This window comes from Micromonospora coxensis (assembly GCF_900090295.1).
Taxonomy (GTDB): Bacteria; Actinomycetota; Actinomycetes; order Mycobacteriales; family Micromonosporaceae; genus Micromonospora; species Micromonospora coxensis.
This window is the reverse complement of sequence record NZ_LT607753.1, coordinates 2,770,587-2,784,838: the sequence shown is the minus strand read 5'-3', so window position 1 is coordinate 2,784,838 and position 14,252 is coordinate 2,770,587. Positions and strand designations below refer to the sequence as shown.

Sequence of the window (14,252 nt, the reverse complement as noted above, 5' to 3'; positions counted from 1 at the left end):
GGTGTAGACAATGGCTATCCGTAAGTACAAGCCGACGACGCCGGGCCGGCGTGGCTCCAGCGTCGCCGACTTCGCCGAGATCACCCGGTCGACGCCCGAGAAGTCGCTGCTGGCTCCGCTGCCGAAGAAGGGCGGACGCAACGCCCACGGCCGGATCACCACCCGGCACCACGGTGGCGGCCACAAGCGGCAGTACCGTCTGATCGACTTCAAGCGGGTCGACAAGGACGGCGTGCCGGCCAAGGTCGCGCACATCGAGTACGACCCGAACCGCACCGCGCGCATCGCGCTGCTGCACTACGCCGACGGCGAGAAGCGCTACATCATCGCGCCGAAGGACCTGAAGCAGGGTGACCGGGTCGAGTCGGGCCCGAGCGCGGACATCAAGCCGGGCAACAACCTGCCGCTGCGCAACATCCCGGTCGGTACGACGATCCACAACGTGGAGCTTCGTCCGGGCGGCGGCGCCAAGCTGGCCCGTTCGGCCGGCGTCGGCATCCAGCTGCTCGGCCGTGAGGGCGCGTACGCGACCCTCCGCATGCCGTCCGGCGAGATCCGGCGGGTGGACGTGCGCTGCCGCGCCAGCATCGGCGAGATCGGCAACGCCGACCAGTCGAACATCAACTGGGGTAAGGCCGGCCGTATGCGGTGGAAGGGCAAGCGCCCGACCGTCCGTGGTGTCGCGATGAACCCGGTCGACCACCCGCACGGTGGTGGTGAGGGTAAGACCTCCGGTGGTCGCCACCCGGTCAACCCGCAGGGTAAGCCCGAGGGCCGCACCCGTCGTAAGGGCCAGCCGAGCGACCGGCTGATCGTCCGCCGCCGCTACGCCACGCGTAAGCGCGGCTGAGGGAGATAGAGCATGCCTCGCAGCCTGAAGAAGGGCCCGTTCGTCGACGACCACCTGCTCAAGAAGGTGGAGACGCAGAACGACAAGGGCTCGAAGAACGTCATCAAGACCTGGTCGCGGCGCTCGACGATCATCCCCGAGATGCTGGGGCACACGATCGCCGTGCACGACGGACGCAAGCACGTCCCGGTGTTCGTGACCGAGGCCATGGTCGGGCACAAGCTCGGCGAGTTCGCGCTGACCCGCACGTTCAAGGGTCACGAGAAGGACGACCGGAAGAGCCGCCGGCGCTGACGCCGCGGGCATACGGATAGAGGAACAAGGGGTTACAGCGATGCCAGGAAAGGGCGACGCTCCGGTGCTTCCGGGCGCGCGGGCGGTTGCGCGGCACGTGCGCATCTCGCCGATGAAGGCGCGCCGGGTGGTCAACCTCGTCCGCGGCCTGCCCGCGAAGGAGGCGCTCACGGTGCTGCAGTTCGCGCCGCAGGCTGCGAGCGAGCAGGTGTACAAGGTGCTCGCGAGCGCGATCGCCAACGCGGAGAACAACGAGCGGCTGGACCCCGATGCGCTGCTCGTCAGCGAGGCGTTCGTCGACGAGGGCCCGACGATGAAGCGGTTCCGGCCGCGGGCGCAGGGCCGGGCGTACCGGATCCGCAAGCGGACCTGCCACATCACCGTGGCGGTCGAGGCGGTCGCGCCGGCCGCGCCGAAGAAGTCGGCGAAGAAGGCCGCTCCGGCCGCGCAGGCCGAGGCTGCCGAGGGGCAGAGCAAGACGGAGGGTGCCGAGTAATGGGTCAGAAGGTTCACCCCACTGGGTTCCGGCTCGGCATCTCGACCGACTGGAAGTCCCGCTGGTTCGCGGACAAGCTCTACAAGGACTACATCGGCGAGGACGTCAAGATCCGCCGGATGATGTCCAAGGGCCTGGAGCGCGCCGGCATTTCCAAGGTCGACATCGAGCGCACCCGGGACCGGGTCCGCGTGGACATCCACACCGCCCGGCCGGGCATCGTCATCGGCCGTAAGGGTGCGGAGGCCGACCGGATCCGCGGCGAGCTGGAGAAGCTCACCGGCAAGCAGGTGCAGCTCAACATCATCGAGGTGAAGAACCCCGAGTCGGACGCGCAGCTCGTCGCCCAGGGCGTCGCCGAGCAGCTGTCCAGCCGGGTCAGCTTCCGTCGGGCGATGCGCAAGGCGATGCAGTCGGCGATGAAGAACCCGGTCTGCAAGGGCATCCGGGTCCAGGTCTCGGGTCGTCTCGGCGGCGCCGAGATGAGCCGGACCGAGTTCTACCGCGAGGGTCGGGTCCCGCTGCACACGCTGCGGGCCAACATCGAGTACGGCTTCTTCGAGGCCCGTACCACCTTCGGCCGGATCGGCGTGAAGGTCTGGATCTACAAGGGCGACGCCGTCCCGGGCCGGGAGGCTCCGGCCGAGGCCGGTCCGTCCCGCCCGCGCCGTGACCGCGGCGACCGCCCCGAGCGGCCGCGCCGTGGCCGGTCGGGTTCGTCCGGCACGACCGCCGGTGGCACCGAGGCCGGCCGGGCTGCTGCGACCACCATCGCGCAGCAGGCCGAGACGCCGAGCGGCGAGCCGGTTGACGCCGGCGCCGTCGCCGCTGCGGCAGAAACGCAGCAGGAGGGCTGACAGATGCTGATGCCGCGCAAGCCCCCGAAGGGCTTCCGCAAGCCGCACCACCCGGACCGCAGTGGCGCGTCCAAGGGTGGTAACCGGGTGGTGTTCGGCGAGTTCGGGATCCAGGCTCTCGAGCCGGCGTACGTGACCAACCGCCAGATCGAGTCGGCGCGTATCGCGATGACCCGTCACATCAAGCGTGGCGGCAAGGTCTGGATCACGGTCTTCCCGGACCAGGCCCTGACCAAGAAGCCGGCCGAGACCCGGATGGGTTCCGGTAAGGGCTCGCCCGAGTGGTGGGTCGCGAACGTCAAGCCGGGGCGGGTTCTCTTCGAGATGTCCTTCCCCAACGAGCAGATCGCGCGAGAGGCGATGCGTCGCGCGATCCACAAGCTCCCGATGAAGTGCCGCATTGTTACGCGCGAAGTGGGTGAATCCTGATGGCAGCGGGCGTCAAGCCTTCCGAGCTGCGTGAGCTCTCCGAGGAGGAGCTGGTCACGAAGCTGCGCGAGGCCAAGGCGGAGCTGTTCAACCTCCGCGTGCAGGCCGCGACCGGTCAGCTGGACAACAACCGGCGGCTGCAGGTCATCCGTCGGGAGATCGCCCGGATCTACACGATCATGCGTGAGCGCGAGCTGGGTCTCTCGGCCGCGCCGACTGAGGTGACTGCATCATGAGCGAGAACACCACCGCCACCGCGCGGGCCACGCGTAAGGTGCGTGAGGGCCTCGTGGTCAGCGACAAGATGGAAAAGACCGTCGTGGTCGAGGTCGAGGACCGGGTCAAGCACGCGCTGTACGGCAAGATCATGCGCCGTACCCGCAAGCTGAAGGTGCACGACGAGCAGAACTCGGCCGGCATCGGCGACCGGGTCCTGATCATGGAGACCCGGCCGCTCTCCGCCACCAAGCGGTGGCGGCTCGTGGAGATCCTCGAGAAGGCCAAGTAGCGAAGGCTCGAGCTCGGCCGGCATCGGTCGGGCGCAGGTTCCGCCAGGCTCCGGCCGCCCCCGGGCGGCCGGAGAACCGGCAGACATAGGAGATAGACGTGATTCAGCAGGAGTCGCGACTGCGCGTCGCCGACAACACGGGTGCCCGGGAGATCCTGTGCATCCGGGTTCTCGGTGGCTCCGGTCGGCGCTACGCGAGCATCGGCGACGTCATCGTGGCCACGGTCAAGGACGCGATCCCGGGCGCTGGTGTGAAGAAGGGCGACGTCGTCAAGGCCGTCGTCGTCCGCACCGCCAAGGAGAAGCGGCGGCCGGACGGCTCGTACATCCGCTTCGACGAGAACGCCGCCGTCATCATCAAGGACGGTGGGGACCCGCGTGGTACCCGTATCTTCGGCCCGGTTGGTCGTGAGCTGCGGGACAAGCGGTTCATGAAGATCATTTCTCTCGCGCCGGAGGTGTTGTGACCGTGAAGGTCAAGAAGGGCGACACGGTCGTCGTCATCGCCGGCAAGGACAAGGGTGCCAAGGGCAAGGTCATCGCGGCCTACCCGCGGCAGGACAAGATCCTGGTCGAGGGCGTGAACCGGGTCAAGAAGCACACCCGCATCAGCACCACCCAGCGTGGCGCCAAGACCGGTGGCATCGTCACCCAGGAGGCCCCGATCCACGTCTCGAACGTGATGGTCCTGGACTCCGACGGGAAGCCGACCCGGGTCGGTTACCGGATCGACGACAACGGCCAGAAGGTCCGCATCGCGCGTAGCACCGGTAAGGACCTGTGATGACCACGGCTACCGAAACCAAGACCATGCCGCGCCTCAAGGAGCGGTACCGTAACGAGATCGTGGCCGAGCTGCAGAAGCAGCACAGCTACGCGAACCCCATGCAGGTTCCGCGGCTGGTCAAGATCGTCGTCAACATGGGTGTCGGCGAGGCCGCTCGCGACGCCAAGCTGATCGACGGCGCGGTCCGTGACCTGGCCACCATCACCGGCCAGAAGCCGCAGGTGCGGCGCGCGACCAAGTCGATCGCGCAGTTCAAGCTGCGTGAGGGCATGCCGATCGGCGCGAAGGTCACCCTCCGCGGCGACCGGATGTGGGAGTTCCTGGACCGGCTGCTGTCGATCGCGCTGCCGCGTATCCGCGACTTCCGCGGCCTGGACGGGCGCAAGCTCGACGGGCACGGCAACTACACGTTCGGTCTGACCGAGCAGTCGGTGTTCCACGAGATCGACCAGGACAAAATCGATCGCCAGCGGGGCATGGACATCACGGTGGTCACGACCGCCACGACCGACGACGAGGGCCGGGCGCTGCTCAAGCTCCTGGGCTTCCCGTTCAAGGAGAACTGAGCGAATGGCCAAGAAGGCGCTGATCCTCAAGGCGGCCGCGAAGCCGAAGTTCTCGGTTCGCGCGTACACCCGCTGCCAGCGGTGCGGGCGTCCGAAGGCGGTCTACCGCAAGTTCGGTCTCTGCCGGGTGTGCATCCGGGAGATGGCCCACCGCGGTGAGCTGCCCGGCGTGTCCAAGGCTTCCTGGTAATAGCTATTGCTCTTCGCCGTAGGCCCGGGGCTGATCGCCCCGGGAACCCCGGCGAGAAAGGCTGACGAATTCCATGACGATGACCGACCCGATCGCAGACATGCTCACGCGTCTGCGTAACGCCAACCAGGCGTACCACGACCGGGTGACGATGCCCTACTCCAAGATCAAGGCGAACATCGCCGAGGTCCTGAAGACCGAGGGTTACATCGCCACCTGGTCGGTCGAGGAGCCCGAGGAGGGCGCCGTCGGCAAGCGACTGGTCGTCGAGCTGAAGTACGGCCAGAACCGCGAGCGGAGCCTGGCCGGCATCAAGCGCGTGTCCAAGCCCGGTCTCCGGGTGTACGCCAAGTCGGACGGGCTCCCGCGGGTGCTCGGCGGGCTGGGCGTGGCGATCATTTCGACGTCCCAGGGGCTGCTCACCGACCGGCAGGCCCGCAAGCGGAGCGTTGGCGGGGAAGTCCTCGCCTTCGTCTGGTAACGGGAGACAGGTAGAAATGTCGCGTATTGGACGTAAGTCGATCCCGGTACCGGCCGGCGTCGACATCACGATCGACGGCCAGACCGTGAAGGTCAAGGGCCCGAAGGGCGAGCTGTCGCACACGCTCGCCGAGCCGATCACCGTGGAGCGGGCCGAGGACGGCCAGCTGCACGTGAACCGGCCGAACGACGAGCGCAAGGCCAAGGAGCTGCACGGCCTGAGCCGTACCCTGGTCGCCAACATGATCGTCGGGGTGACCGAGGGCTACCGCAAGAGCCTGGAGATCGCCGGTACCGGTTACCGCGTCACCGCCAAGGGCAAGGACCTGGAGTTCGCGCTCGGGTTCTCGCACCCGGTGCTGGTGCCGGCCCCGGACGGCATCACCTTCACGGTGGAGAAGCCGACGCTGTTCCACGTGGCCGGCATCGACAAGCAGCAGGTCGGTGAGGTTGCCGCCAACATCCGGAAGATCCGCCCGCCGGAGCCCTACAAGGGCAAGGGCGTGAAGTACCAGGGCGAGGTCATCCGCCGCAAGGCTGGAAAGGCAGGTAAGAAGTGAGCGCCACGCTGCTCAAGCGCCGCCGCGGCGTCGCCGCCAAGCGTGCCGTCGGGCGTGCGCGCCGGCACTTCCGGGTCCGCAAGAACATCAGCGGCACCGCCGAGCGTCCCCGCCTGGTGGTCACCCGTTCCCTGCGGCACATCGTGGCCCAGATCGTGGACGACACCAAGGGTCACACCCTGGCGTCGGCCTCGACCCTGGACGCGTCGCTGCGCGGTACGGAGGGCGACAAGAGCGCCCTGGCCGGCAAGGTCGGCGCCCTGCTCGCCGAGCGGGCCAAGGCGGCCGGCGTCTCCAAGGTCGTCTTCGACCGCGGTGGCAACCGGTACGCGGGGCGGGTCGCCGCGCTTGCCGACGCCGCCCGCGAAGCCGGGCTCGAGTTCTAGAAACCCCGTCACGAGAGAGAAGGAAGGCTGCTGATGCCAGGTCAACAGCGCCGTGGCGGCGGGTCCGGTGGCAACGAGGGTGGTCGCCGCGACAACCGCCGTGAGGGCGGCCGCGGAAACGCGCCCGTCGAGAAGACCCCGCACCTCGAGCGGGTCGTCGCGATCAACCGCGTCGCCAAGGTCGTGAAGGGTGGTCGTCGCTTCAGCTTCACCGCCCTGGTGATCGTGGGCGACGGCGACGGCACCGTCGGCGTGGGCTACGGAAAGGCCAAGGAGGTGCCCGCGGCGATCGCCAAGGGTGTCGAGGAGGCCAAGAAGCACTTCTTCAAGGTGCCGCGGATCGGCCAGTCGATCCCGCACCCGGTGCAGGGCGAGGACGCGGCCGGTGTGGTGCTGCTCAAGCCGGCCTCGGCCGGTACGGGTGTCATCGCCGGCGGTCCGGTCCGCGCCGTGCTGGAGTGCGCGGGTATCCACGACGTGCTCTCCAAGAGCCTCGGTTCGTCGAACCCGATCAACATCGTGCACGCCACCGTGGCGGCCCTGAAGGGGCTCGAGTCCCCGGAGCAGGTCGCGGCCCGTCGTGGCCTGCCGGTCGAGGACGTCGCGCCGGCGGCCATGCTGGCCTCGCGGGCGGGGGTGCAGTCCTGATGGCACGCCTGAAGGTCACCCAGGTCCGGTCCGAGATCGGGACCAAGCGCAACCAGCGTGACTCGCTGCGTTCGCTCGGTCTCAAGCGGATCAACGACGTGGTGGTCAAGGAGGATCGTCCGGAGATCCGCGGCATGATCTTCGCGGTCAACCACCTCGTGAAGGTCGAGGAGGTCGAGTAATGACGATCAAGGTTCACCACCTGCGCCCGGCGCCCGGTGCCAAGACCGACAAGACCCGCGTGGGTCGCGGTGAGGGCTCCAAGGGCAAGACCGCCGGTCGCGGTACCAAGGGCTCCAAGGCCCGCAAGAACATCTCGGCGGCGTTCGAGGGTGGGCAGATGCCCATCCACATGCGACTGCCGAAGATGAAGGGCTTCAAGAACAAGTTCAAGGTCGTCTTCCAGGTCGTGAACCTGGACCGGCTGGCCGAGCTGTTCCCGAACGGCGGCCAGGTCGGCCCGCAGGAGCTGGTCGACGCCGGCGCGGTCCGCAAGGGCCAGCCGGTGAAGGTCCTCGGCACCGGCGACCTCGGTGGTGTGGCGCTCCAGGTGTCGGCGCACGCGTTCAGCGCGTCGGCCAAGGAGAAGATCGCCGCCGCCGGTGGCTCCGTCACCGAGCTGTAAGCACGAACATGGCGCCCGCTCAGTTGTCACCGACTGGGCGGGCGCCATGGTCTACATGGTCCGTGTGCGCCAAGTAACATCGGATTCGGTTTATGTAGCCGGGCACATCTGCCCGGACCGGGATCGGGCTGTTAGAGTCCCTTCCCAGCTATGGATATCGGGCACTCGCCCGGCACCCACCCCGCCCCGCCAGGGAACACCGGCGGCCCGCCTCGCGCAGGAGGAAGAAGTTGCTGTCCGCCTTTCTCAGTGCGTTCCGTACGCCTGACCTGCGCAAGAAGCTGCTGTTCACAGTAGGCATCATCGCGGTCTATCGGCTGGGTGCCACCCTGCCCAGCCCAGGCGTCTCGTACGGCAACGTGCAGAAGTGCCTCGACACGATCCAGGGTGACACCACCGGGGTGCTGAACCTGCTGGATCTCTTCTCCGGCGGCGCGCTGCTGCAGCTCTCGGTCTTCGCGCTGGGCATCATGCCCTACATCACCGCGTCGATCATCCTGCAGCTGCTGACGGTGGTCATCCCCCGGCTGGAGCAGCTCCGCAAGGAGGGCCAGGCCGGGCAGGCGAAGATCACCCAGTACACCCGCTACCTGACCCTCGGGCTGGGCATTCTCCAGTCCTCGGCGTTCGTGGCGCTGGCCCGCTCCGGGCAGCTCTTCAACAACCAGTGCGACCAGTTCCCGATCGTGCCCGAGGGCACCGGCATCCCGAACTGGCTGACGCTGAGCATCCTGGTCATGACGATGACCGCCGGCACCGGCATGGTGATGTGGCTCGGCGAGCTGATCACCGACCGCGGCGTCGGCAACGGCATGTCCGTCCTCATCTTCACCTCGATCGCCGCCCGGCTCCCCAGCGAGGGCTGGAAGATCAAGACCAACGAGGGCTGGGCCAAGTTCGCCCTGGTGCTCGTCCTGGTCCTGGTGGTCATCACCGCGGTCTGCTTCATCGAGCAGGCGCAGCGCCGGATCCCGGTGCAGTACGCCAAGCGCATGATCGGCCGGCGGATGTACGGCGGCACCTCGACCTACATTCCGCTGAAGGTCAACCAGGCGGGTGTCATCCCGGTCATCTTCGGCTCCTCGCTGCTGTACCTGCCGCAGCTGGCGCTGCAGTTCTTCGACCCGAACGACCCGGGCAAGGTCCAGGCCTGGATCCAGAACCACATCGTGAAGGCCACCGCGCCGGAGCACATCGCCCTCTACTTCCTGCTGATCATCTTCTTCACGTACTTCTACGTGTCGATCACGTTCAACCCGACCGAGGTCGCGGACAACATGAAGAAGTACGGCGGCTTCGTGCCGGGCATCCGCCCGGGCAAGCCGACGGCGGAGTACCTCGACTTCATCCTCAGCCGGATCACCCTGCCGGGCGCGCTCTACCTGGGCATCATCTCGATCCTGCCGAACTTCTTCTTCATCTGGCTGAACAGCGAGCAGTTCCTCAACTTCCCGTTCGGCGGCACCGCTGTGCTCATCATGGTCGGCGTCGGTCTGGAGACCGTGAAGCAGATCGAGAGCCAACTCATGCAGCGGAACTACGAAGGGTTCCTGCGGTAGATGCGACTCGTTCTGGTTGGCCCGCCGGGCGCGGGCAAGGGCACACAGGCGGAGTTCATCGCCGCTCACCTCTCGGTGCCGAAGATCTCGACCGGGGACATCTTCCGGGCGAACGTCTCGCAGGGCACGCCGTTGGGTGTCGAGGCCAAGCGGTACATGGACGCCGGCAAGCTGGTCCCCGACGAGGTCACCATCAACATGGTCCGGGACCGGCTCGCCGAACCGGACGCCGCCGAGGGCTTCCTGCTCGACGGCTTCCCGCGTACGACGCCGCAGGCCGCCGCGCTGGACAAGCTGCTGGCCGATCTCGGCACCGCGCTGGACCTGGTGCTGGAGCTGGTCGTCGACGACGACGAGGTGATCCGGCGGCTCTCCGGTCGGCGTACCTGCCGGGGCTGCGGCAAGATCTGGCACGTCGAGTTCGATGCCACCACCCGTGAGGGCATCTGCGACCGGTGCGGCGCCGAGCTGTTCCAGCGGGACGACGACAAGCCGGAGACGATCGCGGCCCGGCTGCGGGAGTACGCCGACAAGACCGCGCCGCTCGTCGACTACTACGGCGCCCAGGGCAAGCTGGTCGGGATCGACGCGACCGGGCCGGTGGAGGACGTCACCGTCCGCGCCATCGACGCGCTGCGTTCGTACGGCGGCTGAGGTCCCGCCGGCATCCGGCGGATAGAGTGCGAACAGCGGGGTACGTGCGACGTGCCCCGCTGTTCGGCAACGAAAGGTAACTGCTCCATGCGCCGTCCCCAGCTGGACATCCAGCTGAAGACCCCCGACCAGATCGACAAGATGCGGGCCGCGGGCCTGGTGGTCGCCGAGGCCCTGCGTCGGATGCGCGAGGCCGTCGCCCCCGGGGTCAGCACCGCCGACCTGGACGCGATCGCCGAGGCGACGATCCGCGAGGCCGGTGCGGTCCCGTCGTTCAAGGGCTACCACGGCTTCCCGGCCTCGATCTGCTCGTCGGTCAACGAGCAGGTGGTGCACGCCATCCCGTCCGCGCAGCAGGTGCTCCGCGACGGGGACCTGATCTCCATCGACTGCGGCGCGGTGCTCGACGGCTGGCACGGCGACGCGGCGATCACCGTCGGGGTGGGCGAGGTCGACCCGGCGCTGCTGAAGATGGCCGCGGTCGCGGAGGACGCCATGTGGGCCGGCATCGCCGCCGCCGCCCGTGGGGCCGCCAGCGGCAAGGGCCGGCTCACCGACATCTCGCACGCCGTGGAGACCGCCGTCCGCAAGGGCGGCCGGTACGGCATCGTCGACGGCTACGGCGGCCACGGCATCGGCACGGAGATGCACCAGGACCCGCACGTGCTCAACCACGGCCGCCCCGGCAAGGGTCCGCGCCTGGTGCCGGGCATGGCCCTGGCCATCGAACCGATGATCACCATGGGCTCGCCCCGGACGGTGGAGCTGTCCGACGGCTGGACCGTGGTCACCCGGGACCGGTCGATGGCGGTGCACGTCGAGCACTCGATGGCGCTGCTGGAGGACGGGGTGTGGGTGCTGACCGCGTTCGACGGCGGCCGGGCCCGCCTCGGCGACCTGGTCACCGCCCGGCAGCCGGCCGACTCCCCGACCGCCTGACCCGCCGTCCGGTCACCGCGACGCTCGGCGACGGCGGGCCCGGGCCACGGCCGGGCCACGGCCGGGCCTCCGGCCGGGAGCGCGCCGGGCCGCCGGTCGGGCCTCCGGCCGGGAGCGCGCCGGGGTACCGGTCGGGAGCGCGCGCCGGGCCGCCGGTCGGGAGCGCGCGCCGGGCTACGGCCGGGAGCGTGTCGCCCCCTGGCGGATCGGCCCCGGGCGACGGTTGCGCGGCGTTGTCACGCTGGCCGTATGCAGGGGCGCGACGGGATGCGGGCCACTGACGGCGACCGTCAGACGGTGGCGGATCGACTTCGGGTGGCGGTCGACGAGGGCCGGCTGAGCCTCGCCGAGTACGACGAGCGGTTGCAGCGGGCGTACGGCGCCCGGACCTACGGCGAACTCGACGCGGTCCTGGCGGACCTGCCGGGGGCGCGGGTGGGTGAGGTGGCGGTTCCGGACCGGGGGCTGCCGGCGGTGCCCGGACCGGGCGAGGGACGGCGCTCCGCCACCGCCGCGTGGCTCGTGGCGCTCTGGGAGCCGTACCTCAAGGTCGTCGGCATCGTGGTGGCGGTCTGGGCGGTGACGGGTGTGCTCGCCGGCGAGCTGCTGTACTTCTGGCCGGGCTGGGTGGCCGGGCCGTGGGGTGCGGTGCTGCTGGTCCGCACCGTGGGAGGGTTGGCCTCCGGTGAGCCTCGGCGCCGGGCCGCGAAGCGGGACCGCCGCCGGCGGGCGCGAGCCGCGAAGCGGGACCGCCGACGGCAGGCGCGAGCCGTGCAGCGGGAGCACCGGCGACGTGAGCTGACCGACTAGCGGGTCGGGACCGCAGCCGGTGGCGGGCCGACGGACCTGGCCGGCCGGTCTGACCGCCGGTGGCGGGAGACCCTGGACGGCAGCAGGGGAACCGGACACACCGGTCGTCCAGGGCATGCCGGGGCACGCTGACCACCCGGGTGACGCTGCCCGGTCGGGGGATTTTGCCCCGTGTTCCGGCGAGTATGGTGGCCGGTTTGGCGACCGCCGGCAGGCGGGCGTACACTTTCAGATCGGCGCACAGCGTCCACTCCGGCATGCCCACCCTGCGCTTCGGTGGGAGTCGGAGCCGCGGCTGGCGCGGGCTCTCGATCACGATCGCGGGCCCGTGTAAGACGTTGTGGGCCGTCCGGAGCAACCGACGTCAGGACAGCGGAGGACATGCCGAAAAAAGACGGAGCCATCGAGATCGAGGGTCGGGTCATCGAGCCCCTGCCGAACGCCATGTTCCGGGTGGAGCTCGCGAACGGCCACAAGGTGCTGGCTCACATCAGCGGCAAGATGCGGCAGCACTACATCCGCATCCTGCCGGAGGACCGGGTCGTCGTCGAACTCTCGCCGTACGACCTGACCCGCGGGCGCATCGTCTACCGCTACAAGTAATCCTGACGACGGCCGGGACGTCCCCGTGTCCGTCTTCGACGTCCGGCGTCGCGCCTCGTCGCGTCTCCGGGCCAGATGGGAAGTAAGGCAACCGTGAAGGTCAAGCCGAGCGTCAAGAGGATCTGCAACAAGTGCCGGGTGATCCGCCGGCACGGCCGGGTCATGGTCATCTGCACCGACCCGCGCCACAAGCAGCGCCAGGGCTGAGCCGAGTCCGCCGACCGTGACGAGCGGTGGCGGAACGAGGCCCGGGCCGCAGATCCCGACAACACATCACCAGCTCGTCCCAGCCGCGAGCGGTACGCAGCGCGTACTCGATCGTGGCCGACCCCCGGTCGGAGGCCGGGGCCCGCTTGGGCAGCGACCACTCCCGGTCGCCGGCGCCGATGGCGTCGGAAGGACGGGACGGTCGGTAGCGGGGTGGGACGGGTCCACACCTCCGCCACAACATCACGAGGAGTACGCCCGCACATGGCACGTCTAGTCGGCGTGGATCTCCCCCGCGAGAAGCGGATGGAGATCGCGCTCACCTACATCTTCGGGGTCGGTCGCACCCGCGCCCTGGAGACGCTCGCCGCCACCGGCATCTCGCCGGACAAGCGCGCTCGGGACCTCACGGACGAGGAGCTCGTGCAGCTCCGCGACCACATCGAGGCCAACTACAAGGTTGAAGGTGACCTGCGCCGCGAGGTCGCCGCTGACATCCGCCGCAAGGTCGAGATCGGCTGCTACGCCGGTATCCGCCACCGCCGTGGTCTCCCGGTGCGTGGCCAGCGGACGCGGACCAACGCCCGCACCCGCAAGGGCCCGAAGCGGACCGTCGCCGGCAAGAAGAAGCCCGGCAAGAAGTAATTAGGAGCGCACAGACTTATGCCACCGAAGGCTCGTGCCGGAGCCGCCGTCAAGAAGGTCCGGCGCAAGGAACGCAAGAACGTCGCCCACGGGCAGGCGCACATCAAGAGCACCTTCAACAACACCATCGTGTCCATCACGGACCCGACGGGTGCCGTCATCTCCTGGGCCTCCGCCGGCCAGGTCGGCTTCAAGGGCTCCCGCAAGTCGACTCCGTTCGCCGCGCAGCTCGCCGCCGAGGCCGCCGCGCGTCGGGCCATGGAGCACGGCATGCGCAAGGTCGACGTGTTCGTCAAGGGTCCCGGCTCCGGCCGGGAGACCGCCATCCGTTCGCTGCAGGCCGTGGGTCTCGAGGTCGGTCAGATCTCCGACGTGACCCCGCAGCCGCACAACGGGTGCCGTCCGCCGAAGCGTCGCCGGGTCTGAGAGGTTAGAGAGAGATGGCTCGTTACACCGGTGCTGACTGCCGCCGTTGCCGGCGGGAGAAGATGAAGCTGTTCCTCAAGGGCAGCAAGTGCGATGGTCCGAAGTGCCCGTTCGAGTCCCGGCCGTTCCCGCCCGGGCAGCACGGCCGCGGCCGCACGAAGGAGACGGAGTACCTGCTCCAGCTCCGTGAGAAGCAGAAGGCCCGCCGTGTCTACGGCGTGCTGGAGAAGCAGTTCCGCGGTTACTACGAGGAGGCCGTGGCCAAGCAGGCCAAGACCGGTGAGGTCCTCCTGCAGATCCTCGAGTCGCGGCTGGACAACGTGGTCTACCGGGCCGGCTTCGCCAAGTCCCGGGACATGGCCCGCCAGCTGGTCAAGCACGGCCACTTCACCGTGAACGGCAAGAAGGTCGACATCCCGTCGTACCGCGTCAAGGAGCACGACATCATCGAGGTCCGGGGCAAGAGCAAGGAGCTCACCCCGTTCATCGTCGCGCAGGCCGAGGCCGGCTCGAAGTCGGTTCCGGCGTGGCTGGAGGCCATCCCCAGCCAGATGAAGGTGCTCGTGCACTCGCTCCCGGCCCGCCAGGTGATCGACACCCAGGTCCAGGAGCAGCTGATCGTCGAGCTCTACTCGAAGTAAGGGCTCGTTGCGGTGGCCCGCCCTCCGGGGCGGGCCACCGGAACAGTTTTGTCGTGGGCGTCATATAGCGGGCGTCCCGGAAGAGAAGAGAA

General features: G+C 68.9%; 26 protein-coding genes. All 26 read left to right on the top strand.

Annotated elements, in window-relative coordinates; all coding sequences use genetic code 11:
• The first annotated feature begins 10 nt into the window (after positions 1-10).
• The 26 genes from rplB to rpsD all read left to right on the top strand — a co-directional run bounded on the left by rplB (position 11) and on the right by rpsD (position 14,160).
• The gene (gene rplB, locus GA0070614_RS12525) at positions 11-850 is read left to right on the top strand and encodes a 50S ribosomal protein L2 (RefSeq protein WP_088976123.1); all 840 of its coding nucleotides are present in this window, start codon (positions 11-13) and stop codon (positions 848-850) included.
• Between the two features lie 12 nt (positions 851-862).
• Complete coding sequence (gene rpsS, locus GA0070614_RS12520; protein ID WP_007073032.1) at positions 863-1,144, top strand: 30S ribosomal protein S19; 282 nt, start codon at positions 863-865, stop codon at positions 1,142-1,144.
• A 40-nt stretch (positions 1,145-1,184) separates the two neighbouring features.
• The gene (gene rplV, locus GA0070614_RS12515; protein ID WP_088976122.1) at positions 1,185-1,640 is read left to right on the top strand and encodes a 50S ribosomal protein L22; all 456 of its coding nucleotides are present in this window, start codon (positions 1,185-1,187) and stop codon (positions 1,638-1,640) included.
• Positions 1,640-2,497, top strand: coding sequence for a 30S ribosomal protein S3 (gene rpsC, locus GA0070614_RS12510; protein ID WP_088976121.1), 858 nt, complete (start codon positions 1,640-1,642; stop codon positions 2,495-2,497). Before rplV ends, rpsC begins: the two co-directional genes overlap by 1 nt.
• A 3-nt stretch (positions 2,498-2,500) precedes the next feature.
• Positions 2,501-2,926 (top strand): 50S ribosomal protein L16, encoded by a 426-nt coding sequence (gene rplP, locus GA0070614_RS12505; protein ID WP_088976120.1) that lies wholly within the window; start codon positions 2,501-2,503, stop codon positions 2,924-2,926.
• Entirely contained in the window at positions 2,926-3,162 is a 237-nt protein-coding gene (gene rpmC, locus GA0070614_RS12500; RefSeq protein ID WP_013288628.1) for a 50S ribosomal protein L29, read from the top strand. The genes rplP and rpmC overlap by 1 nt, the downstream gene beginning before the upstream one ends.
• Entirely contained in the window at positions 3,159-3,434 is a 276-nt protein-coding gene (gene rpsQ, locus GA0070614_RS12495) for a 30S ribosomal protein S17 (protein WP_088976119.1), read from the top strand. Before rpmC ends, rpsQ begins: the two co-directional genes overlap by 4 nt.
• 98 nt (positions 3,435-3,532) lie before the next feature.
• Positions 3,533-3,901: a 50S ribosomal protein L14 gene (gene rplN, locus GA0070614_RS12490; protein ID WP_007073026.1), complete on the top strand. Its 369-nt coding sequence runs from the start codon at positions 3,533-3,535 to the stop codon at positions 3,899-3,901.
• Positions 3,898-4,218 (top strand): 50S ribosomal protein L24, encoded by a 321-nt coding sequence (gene rplX / locus GA0070614_RS12485; RefSeq protein ID WP_172892423.1) that lies wholly within the window; start codon positions 3,898-3,900, stop codon positions 4,216-4,218. Before rplN ends, rplX begins: the two co-directional genes overlap by 4 nt.
• Positions 4,218-4,787 carry a 50S ribosomal protein L5 gene (gene rplE / locus GA0070614_RS12480; protein WP_088976118.1) on the top strand — a complete coding sequence of 190 codons (570 nt, stop codon included), beginning with the start codon at positions 4,218-4,220 and terminating at the stop codon, positions 4,785-4,787. The genes rplX and rplE overlap by 1 nt, the downstream gene beginning before the upstream one ends.
• 4 nt (positions 4,788-4,791) lie before the next feature.
• Positions 4,792-4,977, top strand: a complete 186-nt coding sequence (locus tag GA0070614_RS12475) for a type Z 30S ribosomal protein S14 (RefSeq protein ID WP_007073023.1) — start codon at positions 4,792-4,794, stop codon at positions 4,975-4,977.
• Between the two features lie 73 nt (positions 4,978-5,050).
• A complete protein-coding gene (gene rpsH / locus GA0070614_RS12470; RefSeq protein WP_007073022.1) occupies positions 5,051-5,458 on the top strand; it encodes a 30S ribosomal protein S8 in 408 nt (135 codons plus the stop codon).
• Between the two features lie 16 nt (positions 5,459-5,474).
• On the top strand, positions 5,475-6,017 hold the full coding sequence (gene rplF, locus GA0070614_RS12465; protein WP_088976117.1) for a 50S ribosomal protein L6: 543 nt from the start codon (positions 5,475-5,477) through the stop codon (positions 6,015-6,017).
• The gene (gene rplR, locus GA0070614_RS12460; RefSeq protein WP_088976116.1) at positions 6,014-6,403 is read left to right on the top strand and encodes a 50S ribosomal protein L18; all 390 of its coding nucleotides are present in this window, start codon (positions 6,014-6,016) and stop codon (positions 6,401-6,403) included. Before rplF ends, rplR begins: the two co-directional genes overlap by 4 nt.
• Before the next feature lie 33 nt (positions 6,404-6,436).
• Positions 6,437-7,051 carry a 30S ribosomal protein S5 gene (gene rpsE, locus GA0070614_RS12455; protein WP_088976115.1) on the top strand — a complete coding sequence of 205 codons (615 nt, stop codon included), beginning with the start codon at positions 6,437-6,439 and terminating at the stop codon, positions 7,049-7,051.
• Complete coding sequence (gene rpmD, locus GA0070614_RS12450) at positions 7,051-7,233, top strand: 50S ribosomal protein L30 (protein ID WP_088976114.1); 183 nt, start codon at positions 7,051-7,053, stop codon at positions 7,231-7,233. Before rpsE ends, rpmD begins: the two co-directional genes overlap by 1 nt.
• Complete coding sequence (gene rplO / locus GA0070614_RS12445) at positions 7,233-7,676, top strand: 50S ribosomal protein L15 (protein WP_088976113.1); 444 nt, start codon at positions 7,233-7,235, stop codon at positions 7,674-7,676. Before rpmD ends, rplO begins: the two co-directional genes overlap by 1 nt.
• A gap of 230 nt (positions 7,677-7,906) precedes the next feature.
• On the top strand, positions 7,907-9,235 hold the full coding sequence (gene secY, locus GA0070614_RS12440; RefSeq protein WP_088976112.1) for a preprotein translocase subunit SecY: 1,329 nt from the start codon (positions 7,907-7,909) through the stop codon (positions 9,233-9,235).
• On the top strand, positions 9,236-9,889 hold the full coding sequence (locus GA0070614_RS12435) for an adenylate kinase (protein ID WP_088976111.1): 654 nt from the start codon (positions 9,236-9,238) through the stop codon (positions 9,887-9,889).
• Between the two features lie 87 nt (positions 9,890-9,976).
• Positions 9,977-10,828 carry a type I methionyl aminopeptidase gene (gene map, locus GA0070614_RS12430; protein ID WP_088976110.1) on the top strand — a complete coding sequence of 284 codons (852 nt, stop codon included), beginning with the start codon at positions 9,977-9,979 and terminating at the stop codon, positions 10,826-10,828.
• A gap of 249 nt (positions 10,829-11,077) precedes the next feature.
• Positions 11,078-11,638: a DUF1707 SHOCT-like domain-containing protein gene (locus GA0070614_RS12425; protein WP_088976109.1), complete on the top strand. Its 561-nt coding sequence runs from the start codon at positions 11,078-11,080 to the stop codon at positions 11,636-11,638.
• A 381-nt stretch (positions 11,639-12,019) separates the two neighbouring features.
• A complete protein-coding gene (infA, locus tag GA0070614_RS12420; RefSeq protein ID WP_007073013.1) occupies positions 12,020-12,241 on the top strand; it encodes a translation initiation factor IF-1 in 222 nt (73 codons plus the stop codon).
• A gap of 93 nt (positions 12,242-12,334) precedes the next feature.
• A complete protein-coding gene (rpmJ, locus tag GA0070614_RS12415) occupies positions 12,335-12,448 on the top strand; it encodes a 50S ribosomal protein L36 (RefSeq protein ID WP_012184307.1) in 114 nt (37 codons plus the stop codon).
• A gap of 264 nt (positions 12,449-12,712) precedes the next feature.
• The gene (gene rpsM / locus GA0070614_RS12410) at positions 12,713-13,093 is read left to right on the top strand and encodes a 30S ribosomal protein S13 (protein WP_007073012.1); all 381 of its coding nucleotides are present in this window, start codon (positions 12,713-12,715) and stop codon (positions 13,091-13,093) included.
• Positions 13,094-13,111: 18 nt separating this feature from the next.
• The gene (gene rpsK, locus GA0070614_RS12405; protein WP_007073011.1) at positions 13,112-13,519 is read left to right on the top strand and encodes a 30S ribosomal protein S11; all 408 of its coding nucleotides are present in this window, start codon (positions 13,112-13,114) and stop codon (positions 13,517-13,519) included.
• Between the two features lie 14 nt (positions 13,520-13,533).
• Entirely contained in the window at positions 13,534-14,160 is a 627-nt protein-coding gene (gene rpsD / locus GA0070614_RS12400; protein WP_088976108.1) for a 30S ribosomal protein S4, read from the top strand.
• Positions 14,161-14,252: the final 92 nt, after the last annotated feature.